This is a genomic window from Allofournierella sp. (assembly GCF_048388525.1).
Classification (GTDB): Bacteria; Bacillota; Clostridia; order Oscillospirales; family Ruminococcaceae; genus BQOK01.
In genome coordinates this window covers 1-16,342 of sequence record NZ_DBGCTQ010000125.1, presented here as the reverse complement: position 1 = coordinate 16,342, position 16,342 = coordinate 1, and the positions used below count along the sequence as shown (strand labels likewise).

The window sequence follows — 16,342 nt, the reverse complement described above, 5'->3', positions numbered from 1 at the left end:
CCACCATGCTCATCTCGTCCAGCACCACCACGTCGTACTTGAGCAGGTTCTTCTCGTTGTGGATAAACCGCAGAAGGCGGCTTTGGGGGTCGTAGTCCACCTCCAGCAGCCGGTGGATGGTCTGCGCCTTCTGGCCGGTCAGCTCGGCAAGCCGCTTGGCCGCCCGGCCTGTGGGGGCGCACAGCGCCACCCGGTCCGCCTGGTGCTGGAACAGGCTCAAAATGGCGTTCACCGTGGTGGTCTTGCCTGTTCCGGGGCCGCCGGTCAGCACCATCACATTGCTGCACAGCGCCATCTCAATGGCTTTTCGCTGCTCCGGCGCATAGGCGAAGCCCTGGGCCTGCTCCAACACCTGGATGTTCCGCTCCAGCCCCTTTGGCTGAGGCGCCGGGTAGCGGGTCAGATCCCACAGGCGGGCCGCAATATCCCGCTCGGCCTGTAAAAGATCCGGCAGGTACACATAGTCCCGCCCGCCGCAGGCATAAACGGCAGCCTCGCCTTCGGCCAGGGCCGTATCCAATTCACGCTCCACCGCCGCCTCGCTCACCCCCAGAAAGCGGGCCGCCGTGGCCAGCAGCTGTTCCTTCGGCAGGCAGGTGTGACCGTTGCCGCTGTTGTGCCGCAGGGTATACGAAAGGCCGGCCCACACCCGCAGCGAGCCGTCCTGTGCCAGCTGCAGCTCGGCCGCCATGGCGTCCACCTGTTTGAATTTCAAAAACAGCGGCTCTGCGCACAAAAGGTAGGGGTTTTGGCTCACCGCCTCCACCGTGGCGGGCCCCAGGTGGCGGTAGACCTCCACCGCCCGGGCGGGCGATATCCCAAACCGGCCCAGATAAGCCACCGCCTCCCGCACGCCGAACATCCGCTTGAACTCATTCGAAATCGCGGCCGCCTTGTCCGGCGTGATCCCCCGCAGCTCGGTGAGGCGCAGCGGTTCGTTTGCAATGACCTCCAGGCTGTCGGCTCCAAACTTTTCCACCAGCTTTTTCGCCGTGGCCGGGCCGATGTAGGGCAGCGCCCCGCTGGAAAGATAGGCCAGGGTGGCGGCCAGGTCCTGGGGCATGCTGGCCTCGCAGGTGGCCGCCCGGAACTGGGGGCCGTGCGCGGGATGGGTCTCAAATTTGCCGTACAGGGTTACGCTCTCGCCAGGGTTCACCTCGCCCACCACGCCGGTCACCACATGCACCTCGCCCCCGGCGTTCACCTCGAACACGGCATAGCCGCTGTCCTGGTTTTCATAAATGACGTGCTCGATCACGCCTTCCATGCGCAGCAGCTCCTCCTGCCCCCCGCTCATCCCGCTCACCTGCCCTTCGCCGCACTTTTTTTGCATTGCTAAACATTATAACCCACCCCGCCCCTTTTTGTAAACCAAAAGCCCGCCGGTTCAGCCGAACCGGCGGGCTTTTCGCAGGTTTACCAAAACAGGGCGATGAGCGCCAGCGCAAACAGGATCTGGCAGCCGCCCACCGAAAGGCCGTACAGCAGGGCCTTGGGCCCCTCGGCCGCCAGGTCCCGGAACTTCACCCGCATGCCAATGGCGGCCAGGGCAATGATCTCGAACTGCTGGCTCACGGCCTTTGCCGCCGCCCCCACCGGGGCGGGCACCAGATGCAGCGTGTGGGCGGCCGCGAAAATAAAAAAGCCTACGATGAACCAGGGCACCCCGGCTTTTACCTTGCCCGCAGCCGCGCCCGCGCCCCGCTCAAACAGGGGGCCGTCGTTTTTTTCCACGCTCATGCGCGAGAACGCCAGCGCCACCAGCACAATGAACACGATGCGGATGATCTTAAAGATCGTGGCCATCTGCACCACCTCGCCGCCCACCAGCTGGGCCGCCGCGATCACCTGCCCGATCGACTGGGTGATCCCGCCGATCATGGCCGAGCTGCGCAGGGTCTCGTGCCCGTATACAAGCCCGGTGATCAGCGGCAGCGCCAGAATCATAAAGGTGCCCGTCACGTTCACCACCGTGATCGAGATCCCCTTGTCTTTGCTCTCCGCCTTGATGACCGGCGACACCGTGGCAATGGCGGACGAGCCACACACCGCGTTGCCCGCGCCCATCAGCAGGCTGAACTTTTTGCCGAAACCCAGCTTGCGGCCGATCCAATAAGCGGCCAGAATGGTAAGCCCCATCTGGCAGGCAATAAAGCCCAGCCCCGGCAGACCCAACGCCAGAATATCCCCCAGCAGTAGGGTGGCGCCGGTCAGCACAATGGAATATTCCAGCAGGCTCCGCTCAGAAAATTTGGTGCCCGCGTCAAAGCAGGGCTTATTTAAAAACGTGTTGCCGCACACGATCCCCAGCCCAATGGCGAACAGCGCAGCCCCCACCGCGGGGGCCAGCCGCGCAATGCCCTGGGCAATGACTGCAATCACCAGGCACACCAAAAAGCCAGGCCCGTTTTTTACAATAAAGTTTTTCATATCCGATTCCTCTTTCCCCATAAAACGAAACATTTTTCCTGTTTCCTCTTGATTATAGAGGCGGATATATATAAAATCAAATTAGGATTTCGCGTTTAATTATAAGTAATTTTTATAAATCGAGGCAGCTATGCTGGAAACCAAACTTTACACCTTCCTCAAATTGGCCGAATGCGGCAGCACGACCCGATGTGCAGAGCAATTGCACATCACCCAGCCCGCCGTGAGCCAGCATTTAAAAGCGCTGGAAGCGGAATACGGGCTTTGCCTGTTTGCGCGCGAGGGCCGCCGCCTGGTGCTCACGCCCGAGGGCAAGCGTTTTTACCACCTCGCGCGCCGCCTGGCCACCATGGACCGGCAGCTGCGCGAACTGGCGGTCCATGCGCAGCCCCCAGCCCTGCGCTTCGGCGCCACCCTCTCCATCAGCGAGGGGGTAATGCCAAGCCTGCTGCCCGCGCTTGCCGGGCGCTTTCCCTCCCTGCCCATCCGGCTGGTCACGGCCAATACCGCGGCTCTGCTCGAACAGCTGGAAAACGGCGCGCTGGATTTTGCGCTGATCGAGGGCAATTTCGACCGGCATCGCTACGCCTGGCGCCCCTTTATGCAGGCCCGCTTTCTGGGGCTGTGCCGGGCCGGCGGGCCGTACAGCCATTTTACCCGGCTGGAAGAATGCCTTGCCGCGCCGCTGCTGCTGCGCGAAAAGGGCAGCGGCAGCCGGGATATCTTCGAGAGCGAGTGCCTCGCCCACAACCTGCATCCCGGCGACTTTGCGCGCCTGCACGAGATCGACAGCATCCCGGTCATTCTGCAAATGGCCGCGCAGGATAGGGGCGTCACCTTTGCCTACGAGTGCGCCGCCCGCCCCCTGCTGTGCGCAGGGCTGCTGCAGGCCATTCCCCTTACCGACTTTGGTCTCATGCGTCCTTTCTGCTTTGTCACGCTGCCTGGCAGCCTCGCCGCCGAGCGCAGCGCCGAGCTGGCCGCAATCCTGGAACAGCTCGCGCGCGGGCTGTCCAGCGCCGCCCCGGGCTAAGCCGCCGCTGGCATTTGAAAAGCGGGGCCCCGGCTGCCTAAACGGCCGGGGCCCCGCTTTTTTCCGTTATCCCAGCGCTTTTTTCAGCGCTTCCACCTTGTCCGTCCTCTCCCAGGCGGCGTTCAGGTCCTCGCGGCCCATGTGGCCGTAGGCGGCGGTGGCCCGGTAGATGGGCCTGCGCAGATCCAACGCCTCAATGATCGCGGCCGGGCGCAGGTCAAACACCCTGCGCACCGCGGCTTCCAGCGCGTCGTCGGGCGCCGTGCCGGTGCCGTGAGTGTCGATCAGCACGCTCACGGGCTCGGCCACGCCGATGGCGTAGGCCAGCTCCACCTCGCACTGCTCGGCCAGGTGCGCCGCCACAATGTTTTTCGCCACCCAGCGGGCCGCGTACGCAGCACTGCGATCCACCTTGCTGGGGTCCTTGCCGCTGAACGCGCCGCCGCCGTGGCGGGCGTAGCCGCCGTAGGTATCCACAATGATCTTGCGGCCGGTCAGGCCGGAATCGCCCTGGGGACCGCCCACCACAAACCGCCCGGTGGGGTTGATGTAATACTTTGTGCTCTCATCCAGCAGCTCCGCGGGCACCACCGGCAGGATCACCTGCTCCAGGATCTCCCTGCGCAGGGTCTCCATATCCACTTCGGGGCTGTGCTGGCTGGAAATCACCACCGCGTCCACCCGCACCGGCTTCGCGCCGTCGTATTCCACCGTCACCTGGCTCTTGCCGTCCGGCCGCAGGTAGGCGAGCGCCCCGTTCTTGCGCACCTCGGTAAGCCGTTTGGCCAGCTTGTGCGCCAGGCTGATGGGCAGGGGCATCAGCTCCGGGGTCTCATTGCAGGCATAGCCGAACATCATGCCCTGGTCGCCCGCGCCGCCCACCGCGTCGTTGGTGCCCAGCGCAATATCCGGGCTCTGCTCGTCAATGTTGGTCAGCACGGCGCAGGTGTCGGCGTCAAAGCCGTACTTGGCGCGGGTGTAGCCGATGTCCCGCACCACCTGCCGCACAATGGACTGAATGTCCACATAGCAATTGGTGGTGATCTCGCCCATCACGTGCACAAGGCCGGTGGAACAGGTGGTTTCACAGGCCACCCGGGCCCCGGGGTCCTGCTCCAGAATGGCGTCCAGCACCGCGTCGCTGATCTGGTCGCAGATTTTGTCGGGGTGCCCCTCGGTCACGGATTCGGAAGTAAAATAACGTTTTGCCATGGGTCTGTCTCCTTTCGTTGCCCGTGGTCCGGCGCTGCCGCCGGGCCGGTAAAAAAATGGTTTTGCCGAAAAGCAACTTGCCGGAAACGAAAAAACGCCCAGGGGCCGAAAGCCCATGAGCGCTGTGAACGCTTATCTTTCGGTTTCCCGCAGGATTTGGCACCTTGCATCACTGTAGGTTGCCGGGCTTCACAGGGCCTGTTCCCTCCGCCGCTCTTGATAAGTTGCTATTCAGTTCAGTGATAAATTATAGCCTGCGCCAAAAAATTTGTCAACTCCTGCCGGCGCTTTTTTCCGCCGCGGGCTCTGGCTGCCCCAGAATGCGGTGTGCCACCCGGCTCACGGGCTTGTAAACGATATAGGTCACCACCGCGTTGATGCCGCTCTTCATCAGGTTGAAAGGCAGGATGACGGGCAGCAGCATGGGCACCACGTCTTTCATGGCGGTGCCCATGAACAGCGGGGTGAAAACAAGGTTGCACAGGATCATCACTGCCACCTGCACCACCACGCCGGCCCCCAGGGCGATCAGGGCATTTCTGCGGGTTTTGGCGCGTTTGTAGATCGTCCCCGCCACCAGTGCAAAGCTGCCGGTGGCCAGCACGTGCATCAGAATGCCGATGGGCCCGCTGCCCGCCGAAACCGTAAGTCCCTGGATCAGGCTCGCCAGCACGGTCAGCACCAGCCCGGGCACCGGCCCCAGCAAAAAGGTCCCAATGAAAATGGGAACATCAGCGGGGTCGTACTCCAAAAACGGGGCGGGCGGGAACGGGATGTGGATCAGCGTGACCAGCACGATGCTCACGGCCACCAACAGGCCCATCACCACCATTTTCAATACTCTTGCGTGTGTTTTGTTGCGTTCCATTTGTTCTGCCTCCTGATCAAATATTTTCAGAAAGCTGTTCTTGGTCCTGCGCCCCGGAAAAGCCAAACAAAAACGCCCCTTTGCAACACTGCAAAAGGGCGTAAACGCGTAGCTTTTCCGCTGCCGTTTCTTTCATCCGGACTATACCGTCGGCCCCGGAATCTCACCGGGTCAGCACCTTATTGCAAAGGTGGTCGCGGGCTATACCGCCGGTGGGGAATCACACCCCGCCCTGAAACAGACTTTCTGGTGTTATTATATACCCATTCCAGCCAGCCCGCAAGTGCCAGGGGCAACATTTTTCGGTCCGGGGCATACATTTTACCGGCCGGATTTTGCCAAATGGGCGGAAAGCGTGGTATAATATGCGGTATCTGAAAAACCAAAAATTGAAGTGGGTGGTTTCGATGCTGCAAAAAGCACAGGCCTATTGGGCCGAAAACCCCGGTTCGCTGGTGCAGTTCGGGCTGTGCCTTGCAATCTTTGCGGGGTGCTATATCTTCAGCCGCGTGGTGCGCTACAAACTGGCGCCCTGGCTGGTGGAAAAAGCCGGGGCGCGGGCTAAAAAAGGCTTGTACGTGGCGGTGCGGGGGTTTTCAAAGCCCGCACCGGTCTTTGTGTGGGCGGTGGGGCTGTATATCGCGCTGATCATGCTCCCCTTGCCCCCCGAGCTGCTCACCCAAATGCGCCTGTGGCTGGACAAAGCGCTGCACATCGCCCTGATCGCTCTGCTGGCCTGGGGTCTGGTTGGCTCCAGCGATATCGGCCCCCTGATGATGCAGCGGGTGCAGGGCACCCTGGATCTGGAACTGGACAACACGGTCACCACCTTTGTGAACCGCATTTTAAAGGGCGTGGTGCTGGTCTTCGCGCTGCTCATGGTGCTGGAAGAACTGGGGGCGCCGGTCACCAGCCTCATCACAAGCCTCGGCATTGTGGGCCTGACCATCAGCCTTGCCGCCAAGGATTATGCGGCCAATTTTTTTGGTGGCCTCATCATTATTTTTGAAAAGCCCTTTGCCATCGGCGACTGGATCGAGTGCAGCGCGGGCGAGGGCGCAGTGGAAGACATCACCTTCCGCAGCACCCGCATCCGCACCCTGGGCGACGCCGTAATCATCGTGCCCAACAGCGTGCTGGTGGGCGGCGCGGTCACCAACTACAGCCGCATCGGCAAGCGGCTGGCAAAGGCCACGCTGGGCGTGACCTACGATGCCACCCGCCCCCAGCTCGAGGCGCTGCTGGCCTCCATCCGCGCCATGCTCGCCGCCCGGCCGGACGTCTGGCCCGACAGCGTGCGCGTGCAGCTCACCGGCTTCGGCGCCTCCAGCATCGACATCCTGGTGCAGTATTACGCCCGCACCGCCGCCCTGGCCGACTTTTTGCAGGTGCAGGAGCAGGTGAACCTGGAGCTCATGGCCCTTGTGCAGGCCGCCGGGTGCAGTTTCGCCTTCCCCAGCACCAGCGTGTATATCGAAAAAAAATAAGCGTTCCAAAGGGGGGCTGAATTTGTTTTCAGCCCCCCTTTTCTATAAAATTATCAGGTTCTTATTCGAATTCCCCGGCTTATGCGGCGACGATCCTCCGAAACCGCTTTTCCATAAAGCGGCCACTGTACAAATTGCCCCGATCGTGTTACATTTATATCAACGTGTTCCGGGAGGTGCTTTTCCGTGCTCTGCATTGATACCGCTCCATGCAAAGTCTAGTCGACGGGCGAATTTGCATGGAGACGAAATAATTTCGTCCGCGCTGGCTTTGCATCCTTGCCATTTAAAATTTAAAGGAGCAAAGTCGACGATGAAACCTGATAAAAAATATTTTTTAAGCGGAATGTCCGCGTTCGTTCTGCTGTGGGCCACCCAGGGCCTTTCCACCCTGGGCAGTTCCATGACCAGCTACGCGCTGGTGGTGTGGGCCTACGAGCAGACCGGCTCGGCCCTGTCCACCGCGCTGCTCACCATCTGTTCCTATGCCCCCTATGTGCTGTGCAGCATTTTTGCGGGCGCGCTGAGCGACCGGTGGGACAAACGGCGCACCATTCTGGCCTGCGACACCTTGGCGGCGGCCACCACTCTGTTGGTGCTCGTGCTGTTCGCCTCGGGGCGGTTGGCCCTGTGGCATCTCTATCTCATCAATGCGCTGAACGGCCTTGCCAATACGGTTCAGCAGCCCGCCTCGGATGTGGCGGTGAGCCTGCTCGCCCCGCCCCGGGAATACCAGCGGGTGGGCGGCATGCGCGCCTTTTCAAACTCGCTTGTCACCATCCTGGCGCCGGTATTTGCCACGGCCCTGTTCGGCCTGGCCGGCCTTACCGCTGTGATCGCGTTTGACCTTGCGAGCTTCGGCGCGGCCTTTTTCGCGCTTGCGCTGTTCATCCGCATCCCCCGGGCAAACGCCGGCGGCGCACCCCCCTGCACGGTGTGGCGGGCCGCAGCCCAGGGCCTCGCTTACCTGCGCCAAAACCGGGGCATTTTAGACGTCATCCTGTTTCTGGCCGCCATCAATCTCACCGCCTCCATGTACGAGGCCGCGCTGCCCGCCATGCTGCTCTCCCGCGCGGGTGGCGGGCGGGCCGTGCTGGGGCTGGTGAGCGCCTGCACAGGCGCGGCAACCCTTTTGGGCAGCGCTGCAATGACCCTGCGCCCCGCGCCCAAAAGCCGGGTGCGGACCATCTGCAACGCCCTGCTGTTCGCCATGAGCACCGAGAATTTTCTGCTGGCGTTTGGGCGCAGCGCTCCTGTGTGGTGCCTGGGCGCGGTGCTCGGTTGGGTCAGCATCCCCGTCATGAACACAAATCTGGACGCGCTGCTGCGCAGCCGCATCCCCCTGGAGATGCAGGGCCGCGTGTACTCGGTGCGAAACACCCTGCAGTTCTTCACCATTCCGCTGGGCTCGCTGCTGGGCGGGCTGCTGGTCGACCGGGTGTTTGAGCCGCTCATGGCCGCCCAGGGCTCCGCCGGCTTGCTGGTGTGGCTGTTTGGAAGCGGCAAGGGCTCGGGCGCGGCGCTGCTGTTCTTTGCGTTGGGGTTCCTGGGCTCGGCCACCTGCCTGCTGTTCCGGCGCGACAAGCACCTCTGGGCGCTCGAGAAAAAAGCCCGGTGAGCAGATCCGTTCTTACCCAAAAACACCCCCGCCGGGCCTTTGGCCCCGGCGGGGGTGCTCTGCTTACAGATCCCTGTGCCCGGCTTCCTCTATGCCTTCGCCTGCCCAAACAGCACGGCGGCCTGCCGCATGCGCGCCGCCACCGGCAGCCGCTGCGGGCACACGGTCTCGCATTTTTTACAGCCCACACACTGGGCGGCTTTTGCCCCGGGCAGCGCCGCGTACGCCGCGATCTGCCCGGCTGTGGGGGCTCCCGCGGGCAGCGCCCCATTGTACAGCTCCAGCACCTGCGGGATGGAAATATGCGCAGGGCAGCCCTCGGCGCAGTAGCCGCAGCCCGTGCAGGCCACCAGCTCCCTTTGGCGCAGCAGCCGGGCCACCTGCTCCAAAAGGGCCCGTTCCTCCCTTTTCAGCGGAACGGGCGCCTTTAGCACGGCGGTGTTTTCCAGCACCTGCTCCAGGGTGTTCATGCCGCTCAGCACCATCTCCACCCCCTCCAGCCCCGCCGCAAACCGAAACGCCCAGCCCGCCGCCGGCGTGCCGGAGGCCCGCGTGCTCAGCACCGCCTGGGCCTCTGGGGGCAGCTTTGCCAGCCTGCCGCCCTTGCAGGGCTCCATCACAAAAATGGGCTTTGCATGCGCCCGGGCGATCTCGTAGCAGCGGCGGGCCTGCACTGCGGGGCTGTTCCAATCCAGATAATTGATCTGCAGCTGCACAAAATCCAGCTCCGGATGTTCCGTGAGCACCTGATCCAAAAATTCGGGCGTATCATGGAACGAAAGGCCCGCCCGCAGGATCTTTCCCTCCCGCTTTTTCTGCGCGATGAATTCAAATACTCCGTACTCCTTCGCTTGGGCGTAGTGCTCCCGGTTGATGCTGTGGGCCAGGTAATAGTCAAAATATTCCACCCCGCACCGCTCCAGCTGCTCCGCGAACAGGCGCGCCGGGTGTTCCGGCCCCTCCAGCCGCCAGGGCGGCATTTTGCTGGCCAGGGTAAACGCCCCGCGGGGGTAACGCTCCGCCAGCACCCTGCGCAGCGCCTCCTCGCTGTGGCCCGCGTGGTAGGTGGGGGCGGTGTCAAAATAGGTGAATCCCCGGGCCAGAAACGCGTCCACCAGCGTTTCAAGCACAGGGTAATCAATCGAGGCAGGCTCCTCGTCCTTCAGCAGCGGCAGGCGCATAAATCCAAAACCCAACTTTCTTGCCATTTTCCCTTCTCCTTCCGGCAGCTGCCTCCCGTTAATACCGCGATCTTCCCTTCCGGGCGCATAAAAACGGCCTGTGCTGCGTCTGTTTTCAGTATATGCCCGCGCGTCCGGCAGCACAAGCCCCGGCCGTACGGGTTTCGGGCAGCCGGAAATATCGCACAAGCCTGCAGCGGCATGCCGCTGAATCCCCAAACGTCCCGAGCAGCGTTCAGCGCACAAAGCCCAAAAGGCATAAGTACAGCACCGGCTGGTGCAGCAGGTAAATGGGCAGCGAATGGCGCCCGATCCAGTTCAGGGGCGCAAATCCCCGGCCCGCCCACCGGGCAAGCCGCTCCCTGCCGCCGCAGGCCCGGCATGCAAAATACCCCGCCAAAAACAAAAACATCCAGGGCAGCAGCGAAAAATAATCCGTGGAAAAAAAGCCCGGCTCCATAAAGCCCAGCCAGGTGGCAAAAAGCCCATGGTACAGCCGGTCGGGCAGCCGCAGCAGGTGCAGCCCGCCAAACCCCAGCCAGCCCTGGTTCACATCCCGCGTCAGGGCGAACAGCACCGCGCTGGCGGCAAGGCCCGGCACCGCGGGCACATGGTGCAGCAGCTTTTCCAGCGGGATGAGCAGCAGCGCGCAGGCCCCCAGCAGCGTGAGCACACCGAACACGACCCTGCTTTCCGGCATGGCCAGAACCGTGACCAGCGTGACCGCCGCGCCCCCTGCCAGCACCGTGAGCCCGCGTTTCAGCGGGCGGCGCCCCAGCGGCCAGCAAAAGCCCGAGAGGAAAATAAAGGCCCAGCAGATGCTCTGCTGCCAAAGAAAGCCCATTCCGCCTTTGTACCAGTCCCACTGCACCCCAAGCAGATACACCAGATCCCACACGGCGTGATAGGCTGCCATGCTCAACAGGGTGGCCCCGCGAATGCTGTCCAGCAGGTCCAGGCGTGTTTTCGCCGCTTGCGTTGTTTGCATTTTATTCCCCTTGCCCGCCGGGCGCGGGCCCTCTCTTGTTCCCTCTTCGCTTTTCCCATCACCATCATATATCCTTGCCCCGGGTCCCCGTCAAGGGGTTTTGAACATTTTTCTCCTTCTTTTAAAAAAGTGCGGCGCGGGAGCCTGCTCCTCCCACGCCGCGCTTTTCCCTTAATTCCCGGGGGAACGCTCCCCGCGGGCCTTCAGTGCTTGTCGGGGTGGCACATCCCCGCGCTGGGGCAGCCGGAGCAGCCGCATCCGCAGCCGCCCTTTTTGCGCCCCCGCACCAGGTGCACCACCACGGCCGCAAAAGCCGCCAGCACCATCAGCCCAATGATAATGGTGGGAAGATTCATAAAAAGCACCTCCAATCTCAGGCTTTCACCTTATCGTTCCGTTTGATCAAAAGGTCCGCGCCCTTTTGGTAATCCGCGTTGTACTTGTTGGGCCGCAGCAGCATGTAAAGCAGGAACGCCAGCACGGCCAGCGCGGCAACGGTGCCCGCGCCAAAGCTCGTTTCGCCGGTGAACAGGCCGCCCAATTGGTACGCCATCAGCGAGACCGCATACGCAAGGCCGCACATGTACCCAATGGCCGCCAGGGTCCACCTGCCGTTGTTCATCTCCCGCTTAATGGCGCCCATGGCCGCAAAGCAGGGGGCGCACAGCAGGTTGAACAGCATAAAGCTGTAGGCGGTCAGCGCGGTGTAATCCGCCGCGATCGAGCCCCAGATCTCGTCGCCGTTTTCCGAAAGCTCGCCCGCAAAGTGGTACAGAACGCCAAAGGTGGAAACCACGTTCTCCTTTGCGATCAGGCCGGTAAAGGTTGCCACCGCGGCTTTCCAGCTGCCAAAGCCCAGGGGCGCAAAGATCGGCGCGATCCCCTGGCCGATCGCGGCCAGCAGGCTGGTGTTGTTGTCCTCCACCATGCCGAACACGCCGCCGGCAAAGCCGAAGCCCTGCAAAAACCACAAAATCACCGAGGATGCCAGGATCACCGTACCCGCGCGCTTGATAAAGCTCCAGCCGCGCTCCCAGGTCGCGCGCAGCACGTTTGTGCCGCTTGGCACGTGGTAAGCGGGCAGCTCCATCACAAAGGGCGCCGGTTCGCCCGCAAAGGCTTTCATCTTTTTCAGCATGACGCCGCTCAGAATAATGGCGGCTACCCCAATAAAGTAGGCGCTGGTGGCCACCAGGCCGCTGCCGCCGAACAGCGCGCCCGCAAACAGGCCAATGATGGGCATCTTTGCGCCGCAGGGCACAAAGCAGGTGGTCATAATGGTCATTTTCCGGTCACGGTCGTTCTCAATGGTGCGGCTGGCCATCACACCCGGCACGCCGCAGCCGGAGCCGATCAGCATGGGGATAAAGCTCTTGCCCGAAAGGCCGAACCGGCGGAAGATGCGATCCATGATAAAGGCGATGCGGGCCATATAGCCCACGTCCTCCAAAACCGAAAGCATCAAAAACAGCACCAGCATCTGGGGCACAAACCCCAGCACCGCGCCCACGCCGCCCACAATGCCGTCCACGATCAGGCCGGTCAGCCAGGGGGCCACACTCATGCTCTCGAACCAGCCTGTCAGGTTGCCGCAGATCAGCTCGCCGAACAAAACGTCGTTCGTCCAATCGGTCAACAGGCTCCCCACCGTACCGATCGAAATATAATACACCAAGAACATCACCGCCCCAAAGATGGGCAGCGCCAGAATGCGGTTGGTTACCACCCGGTCGATTTTGTCCGAAACGGTCAGGCTGTGCTTTGCCGCTTTTTTCTTCACACAGCGGTTCATCACCCTGCTGATATAGGCATAGCGCTGGTTTGTAATGACGCTCTCGGCGTCGTCGTCCAGCTCCCTTTCACAGTCCTGAATGTGGGCTTCCAGGTGCTCGTGCAGTTCATCGCTCAGGGCCAGCTCCTCCAGCACCTTTTCATCCCGCTCAAACAGCTTGATGGCATACCAGCGCAGGCTGGCCGCTTCCACCTTTTCCGGGATCGACTCCTCAATGTGGGCAAGCGCGTGCTCCACGCTGCCGGTAAACACATGGGGGTGCTCGCCCTCTTTCTTCTGCCGGGCAAGCTCAATCGCCTTTTCCGCCGCCGCCATGCTGCCCTCGCCCTTCAGGGCGCTGGTTTCCATCACAGCGCAGCCCAGTTCCTGCCCCAGCCTTGCAAGGTCAATCCGGTCTCCGTTCTTTCGCACCAGATCGATCATGTTCACTGCCACCACCACAGGCAGCCCCAGCTCGATCAGCTGGGTGGTAAGGTACAGGTTGCGCTCTATGTTGGTGCCGTCCACAATGTTGATGATGGCGTCCGGCTTTTCCTTTACCAGGTACCCGCGGGCCACCACCTCTTCCAGGGTGTAGGGCGAAAGGGAGTAAATGCCCGGCAGATCCTGGATCACCACATCCTTGTGCCCCTTCAGCCTGCCCTCTTTTTTCTCCACCGTTACCCCGGGCCAGTTGCCCACATACTGGCTGGAACCCGTGAGATCGTTGAACATGGTGGTCTTGCCGCAATTCGGGTTGCCCGCCAGCGCGATGGTAATGCTCATTGCTTCCACTCCTTCCTTTCGTTGCTTCGCCGTATAGTTAGCCAAGGCTAACCACGCGGCAAAAAAAACACCTCTTACTCCACCTCGATCATCCCGGCGTCGGCCTTGCGCACGCTCAGCTCATAGCCGCGCACGTTCAGCTCCATCGGGTCGCCCAGCGGGGCCACCTTGCGCACCTGCAGGCCCACCCCCTTGATGATGCCCATATCCATGATGCGGCGCTTCACGGGGCCCTCGCCGTGCAGCTTTTTCACCGTCGCGGTCTCGCCCACCTTCACGTCTTTCAGGGTCTTCATGCCTCACTCCTCCTTCAAATCATCACCCGGTTCGCCAGGGTATGGTCCAGGGCGATCCGGCTGTCCTTTACCTGCAGGATCAGATTCCCCGCAAGCTCGCTCACCACGGTCACGGTGCTGTCCGCCACAAAGCCCAGCTCCGCAAGGTGCTGGCGCACTTCGTCCCGGCCGGTGACCCTGCGGATGGTCACGGTCTCGCCTGGTTTCGCCATTGTCAAGGGCATCATATCCCCCTCCTTTTGTTCAGCCCTTCCCCGCGCTGCCTTCGGCTATGCGAAAAGGGCTTCGGATGAAGTTAGTAACCACTAACTCTCTGAACAATTTGAAGTTTAACACAACTAACCGGCTTTGTCAACCGTCCATTCCAAAGTTTGGGCACTTTCCGGCAAACTTGCTAAAATCCCTTGTTTGTGGTATGCTGGATTCCAGCAAATTGTTTTAAGGGGGCCAGCGACCATGGAGATCCACGAATCCGCCGAAGACTATCTCGAGAGCATCCTGATGCTCAAAGAACGCAAGGGCATGGTGCGTTCGATCGACATTGCAAACGAGCTGCAGTTCACCAAAGCCAGCGTGAGCGTGGCCATGAAAAAGCTGCGGGAAAACGGCTATATTGAAGTGGACGCCGACGGTTTCATCGTTCTCACTTCCGCGGGGCTGCAGATCGCCCGCCACATTTACGACCGCCACAAGCTGCTCACTGAGTTCTTTGTGCACCTGGGCGTGACCCCCGAGGTGGCGGCGGCCGACGCCTGCAAGGTGGAACACGATCTGAGCGACGAAACCTTTGAAAAGCTTTTGGCCCATGCCCGCAGCGGCATGCCGCCCAAAAACGGCACGCCGGAATAGCCGCGCCGCTTTTTGCAGCGCCCTGTACAGGGCGCTGCTGTTTTATTGCAATCCCTTATCCTTTCCACTGGAATTTGAACAAAAAGGAGGGCGCCTATGAACTGGGAGCCATGGACAGGCTGTTATAAAATAAGCGACGGCTGCACCAACTGTTACTTTTACGGGCCGCACGCCAAGCGCTTCGGCCAAAATACGATCCAAAAAACCGAGCAATTCAATTGGCCCGTCCGAAAAAACGCAAAGGGCGAATACAACATCAAAGGAAACAAAATCCTTCCAACCTGTTTTGCAACCGACTTTTTCCTTCCCGAGGCGGACGAGTGGCGCGGGGAAGCCTGGTCCTTTATCCGGGAACGGCAGGACATCGAGTTTCTGATCCTCACCAAACGGATCGACCGGTTCCCCGTATCGCTTCCCGCCGATTGGGGCGAAGGGTACGACAATGTGAATCTTGGCTGTACCGTCGAAACCCAGGAACTGGCCGATTACCGGCTCCCGCTGTTTTTGTCCTACCCGATCAAGCGGCGCTTTATCGCCTGCGCGCCGCTTTTGGAGGCAATCGACCTGGCCCCCTATCTTCACGGCACAGAGCATGTTACCGTGGGCGGCGAAACAGGCCGCGACGCCCGTGAATGCAATTACGACTGGGTGCTTTCCATCCGCGAGCAGTGCGTAAAAGCAGACGTGACCTTCTGGTTCAAGAATACCGGCTCTCTTTTCCGGCGCGGCGGCGCGGTGGAAAGGGTAAATCCCTTTAAACAGCCCGGCCTGGCCAAAGAGCTGGGGATCGATCTTATGCATGGAAAACGGCTGTTTTGATTCCGCTCTGCCGTCCCGTTTTGTGAATATTATATCAATATTTTTCATTTATCTTTCAAAAAACAGGAAATTTTGCACAACAAATTCATTGACGCGGGCCCAGTCGGATGGTAAGATAAGGGCAGGACAATTGAATCATTCGGATGACGGGCCGGGAAGAACCGCGCCGCCGCTTGCGGCAGGGCGCGTACCGAAGGGGAATGCGAAAACTCTCAGGTAAAAGGACCAGGCCCCGACGAACCTCTGGAAAGCAGCCCCGGCTGCACCGAAGAAGCAAATCTTTCAGGTCGATGACAGAGCGCACAGGAACTGTTTGTTCCCGTGCGCTCTTTTTGTTTGCCCCGCCGGGGGCGCCCCGTTCCCGTTTCCCCATCACCGTTTCACACAAGAAAGGAAGGGTCACAATGGAAAAGAAAACGCCCCTGTACGAGGAACATCTCCGCGCGGGGGGCAAAATGGTGCCGTTCGCGGGTTATCTGCTGCCGGTCCAGTACGGCACGGGGGTGATCGCCGAGCACATGGCGGTGCGCACGGCCTGCGGCCTGTTCGACGTATCCCATATGGGCGAGGTGCTGTGCGCCGGGCCGGGCGCGGTGGCCTGTCTGAACCGCCTGCTCACCAACGATTACACCATTATGTACAACGGCCAGGCCCGCTACAGCCCCATGTGCAGCGAACAGGGCGGCGTGGTGGATGACCTCATCGTGTACAAGGTGCGCGATGAGTGCTATTTTATCGTGGTGAACGCCGCCAACAAAGAAAAGGACCTCGCCTGGATGCGCGCGCACGCCCAGGGGGACGTGCAGCTCACTGACCTCTCGAACCAGGTGGCGCAGCTGGCGCTGCAGGGGCCCGCGGCCCGGGCCATCCTGGCGCGGCTGGCGGGCGAAGAACAGCTGCCCGCCAAATATTACAGCGCTAACTTTTCGGGCAGTGTTGCGGGCATTCCCTGCGTGATCTCCCGCACCGGCTACACCGGCGAGGACGGGTTTGAGCTGTATCTC

General features: G+C 61.3%; 15 protein-coding genes, 1 pseudogene and 3 riboswitches. Of the genes and pseudogenes, 6 read left to right on the top strand and 10 right to left on the bottom strand.

Going from position 1 to position 16,342, the window contains the following annotated elements; genetic code table 11:
* Together ACMLHZ_RS15320 and ACMLHZ_RS15315 are read right to left on the bottom strand one after the other, a co-directional pair.
* Positions 1 to 1,333, bottom strand: a 1,333-nt coding sequence (locus ACMLHZ_RS15320) for an AAA family ATPase (RefSeq protein WP_418668534.1), incomplete at its 3' end; no start/stop codon positions are given.
* A gap of 83 nt (positions 1,334 to 1,416) precedes the next feature.
* A complete protein-coding gene (locus ACMLHZ_RS15315) occupies positions 1,417 to 2,430 on the bottom strand; it encodes a YeiH family protein (RefSeq protein ID WP_418668533.1) in 1,014 nt (337 codons plus the stop codon).
* A 130-nt stretch (positions 2,431 to 2,560) separates the two neighbouring features.
* Here ACMLHZ_RS15315 and ACMLHZ_RS15310 point away from each other — a divergent pair, with 130 nt between their 5' ends.
* Positions 2,561 to 3,463: a LysR family transcriptional regulator gene (locus ACMLHZ_RS15310; RefSeq protein ID WP_418668532.1), complete on the top strand. Its 903-nt coding sequence runs from the start codon at positions 2,561 to 2,563 to the stop codon at positions 3,461 to 3,463.
* A gap of 66 nt (positions 3,464 to 3,529) precedes the next feature.
* On the opposite strand, the gene metK is transcribed toward ACMLHZ_RS15310, so the two are convergent.
* Both metK and ACMLHZ_RS15300 read right to left on the bottom strand, forming a co-directional pair.
* Positions 3,530 to 4,675 (bottom strand): methionine adenosyltransferase, encoded by a 1,146-nt coding sequence (gene metK, locus ACMLHZ_RS15305; protein ID WP_418668531.1) that lies wholly within the window; start codon positions 4,673 to 4,675, stop codon positions 3,530 to 3,532.
* A 129-nt stretch (positions 4,676 to 4,804) separates the two neighbouring features.
* Positions 4,805 to 4,901, bottom strand: a riboswitch (SAM riboswitch).
* Positions 4,902 to 4,946: 45 nt separating this feature from the next.
* A complete protein-coding gene (locus tag ACMLHZ_RS15300; RefSeq protein ID WP_418668530.1) occupies positions 4,947 to 5,543 on the bottom strand; it encodes an ECF transporter S component in 597 nt (198 codons plus the stop codon).
* A 120-nt stretch (positions 5,544 to 5,663) separates the two neighbouring features.
* A riboswitch (FMN riboswitch) is annotated at positions 5,664 to 5,787 on the bottom strand.
* Between the two features lie 121 nt (positions 5,788 to 5,908).
* Here ACMLHZ_RS15300 and ACMLHZ_RS15295 point away from each other — a divergent pair.
* Both ACMLHZ_RS15295 and ACMLHZ_RS15290 read left to right on the top strand, forming a co-directional pair.
* The gene (locus ACMLHZ_RS15295; RefSeq protein ID WP_418668529.1) at positions 5,909 to 7,030 is read left to right on the top strand and encodes a mechanosensitive ion channel family protein; all 1,122 of its coding nucleotides are present in this window, start codon (positions 5,909 to 5,911) and stop codon (positions 7,028 to 7,030) included.
* Between the two features lie 313 nt (positions 7,031 to 7,343).
* Complete coding sequence (locus ACMLHZ_RS15290) at positions 7,344 to 8,648, top strand: MFS transporter (RefSeq protein WP_418668528.1); 1,305 nt, start codon at positions 7,344 to 7,346, stop codon at positions 8,646 to 8,648.
* An 89-nt stretch (positions 8,649 to 8,737) separates the two neighbouring features.
* Here the strand turns inward: ACMLHZ_RS15290 and ACMLHZ_RS15285 are convergent, their stop codons facing one another.
* From ACMLHZ_RS15285 to ACMLHZ_RS15260, 6 genes are all read right to left on the bottom strand, one after another.
* On the bottom strand, positions 8,738 to 9,856 hold the full coding sequence (locus tag ACMLHZ_RS15285) for an aldo/keto reductase (RefSeq protein ID WP_418668527.1): 1,119 nt from the start codon (positions 9,854 to 9,856) through the stop codon (positions 8,738 to 8,740).
* 208 nt (positions 9,857 to 10,064) lie between these two features.
* Positions 10,065 to 10,817, bottom strand: coding sequence for a heparan-alpha-glucosaminide N-acetyltransferase (locus ACMLHZ_RS15280; RefSeq protein WP_418668526.1), 753 nt, complete (start codon positions 10,815 to 10,817; stop codon positions 10,065 to 10,067).
* A 203-nt stretch (positions 10,818 to 11,020) separates the two neighbouring features.
* Entirely contained in the window at positions 11,021 to 11,173 is a 153-nt protein-coding gene (locus tag ACMLHZ_RS15275) for a FeoB-associated Cys-rich membrane protein (RefSeq protein WP_418668525.1), read from the bottom strand.
* A 17-nt stretch (positions 11,174 to 11,190) separates the two neighbouring features.
* Entirely contained in the window at positions 11,191 to 13,374 is a 2,184-nt protein-coding gene (gene feoB / locus ACMLHZ_RS15270; RefSeq protein ID WP_418668524.1) for a ferrous iron transport protein B, read from the bottom strand.
* A 74-nt stretch (positions 13,375 to 13,448) separates the two neighbouring features.
* Complete coding sequence (locus tag ACMLHZ_RS15265; RefSeq protein ID WP_418668523.1) at positions 13,449 to 13,670, bottom strand: FeoA family protein; 222 nt, start codon at positions 13,668 to 13,670, stop codon at positions 13,449 to 13,451.
* A gap of 14 nt (positions 13,671 to 13,684) precedes the next feature.
* A complete protein-coding gene (locus ACMLHZ_RS15260; protein WP_418668522.1) occupies positions 13,685 to 13,897 on the bottom strand; it encodes a FeoA family protein in 213 nt (70 codons plus the stop codon).
* Between the two features lie 229 nt (positions 13,898 to 14,126).
* Between ACMLHZ_RS15260 and ACMLHZ_RS15255 the strand changes: the two genes are divergently transcribed.
* The 3 genes and pseudogenes from ACMLHZ_RS15255 to ACMLHZ_RS15245 form a co-directional block, all read left to right on the top strand.
* A complete protein-coding gene (locus ACMLHZ_RS15255; RefSeq protein WP_418668521.1) occupies positions 14,127 to 14,519 on the top strand; it encodes a metal-dependent transcriptional regulator in 393 nt (130 codons plus the stop codon).
* Positions 14,520 to 14,615: 96 nt separating this feature from the next.
* A complete protein-coding gene (locus ACMLHZ_RS15250; protein WP_418668520.1) occupies positions 14,616 to 15,338 on the top strand; it encodes a DUF5131 family protein in 723 nt (240 codons plus the stop codon).
* 143 nt (positions 15,339 to 15,481) lie between these two features.
* A riboswitch (glycine riboswitch) is annotated at positions 15,482 to 15,576 on the top strand.
* A 166-nt stretch (positions 15,577 to 15,742) separates the two neighbouring features.
* Positions 15,743 to 16,342: pseudogene (locus tag ACMLHZ_RS15245) on the top strand (glycine cleavage system aminomethyltransferase GcvT); the annotation flags it as partial.

Coding starts and splice junctions, on each gene's coding strand:
- ACMLHZ_RS15315 (WP_418668533.1), bottom strand. CDS start 2,430: ATGAAAAACTTTATTGTAAAAAACGGGCCTGGCTTTTTGGTGTGCCTG.
- ACMLHZ_RS15310 (WP_418668532.1), top strand. CDS start 2,561: ATGCTGGAAACCAAACTTTACACCTTCCTCAAATTGGCCGAATGCGGC.
- metK (WP_418668531.1), bottom strand. CDS start 4,675: ATGGCAAAACGTTATTTTACTTCCGAATCCGTGACCGAGGGGCACCCC.
- ACMLHZ_RS15300 (WP_418668530.1), bottom strand. CDS start 5,543: ATGGAACGCAACAAAACACACGCAAGAGTATTGAAAATGGTGGTGATG.
- ACMLHZ_RS15295 (WP_418668529.1), top strand. CDS start 5,909: ATGCGGTATCTGAAAAACCAAAAATTGAAGTGGGTGGTTTCGATGCTG.
- ACMLHZ_RS15290 (WP_418668528.1), top strand. CDS start 7,344: ATGAAACCTGATAAAAAATATTTTTTAAGCGGAATGTCCGCGTTCGTT.
- ACMLHZ_RS15285 (WP_418668527.1), bottom strand. CDS start 9,856: ATGGCAAGAAAGTTGGGTTTTGGATTTATGCGCCTGCCGCTGCTGAAG.
- ACMLHZ_RS15280 (WP_418668526.1), bottom strand. CDS start 10,817: ATGCAAACAACGCAAGCGGCGAAAACACGCCTGGACCTGCTGGACAGC.
- ACMLHZ_RS15275 (WP_418668525.1), bottom strand. CDS start 11,173: ATGAATCTTCCCACCATTATCATTGGGCTGATGGTGCTGGCGGCTTTT.
- feoB (WP_418668524.1), bottom strand. CDS start 13,374: ATGAGCATTACCATCGCGCTGGCGGGCAACCCGAATTGCGGCAAGACC.
- ACMLHZ_RS15265 (WP_418668523.1), bottom strand. CDS start 13,670: ATGAAGACCCTGAAAGACGTGAAGGTGGGCGAGACCGCGACGGTGAAA.
- ACMLHZ_RS15260 (WP_418668522.1), bottom strand. CDS start 13,897: ATGATGCCCTTGACAATGGCGAAACCAGGCGAGACCGTGACCATCCGC.
- ACMLHZ_RS15255 (WP_418668521.1), top strand. CDS start 14,127: ATGGAGATCCACGAATCCGCCGAAGACTATCTCGAGAGCATCCTGATG.
- ACMLHZ_RS15250 (WP_418668520.1), top strand. CDS start 14,616: ATGAACTGGGAGCCATGGACAGGCTGTTATAAAATAAGCGACGGCTGC.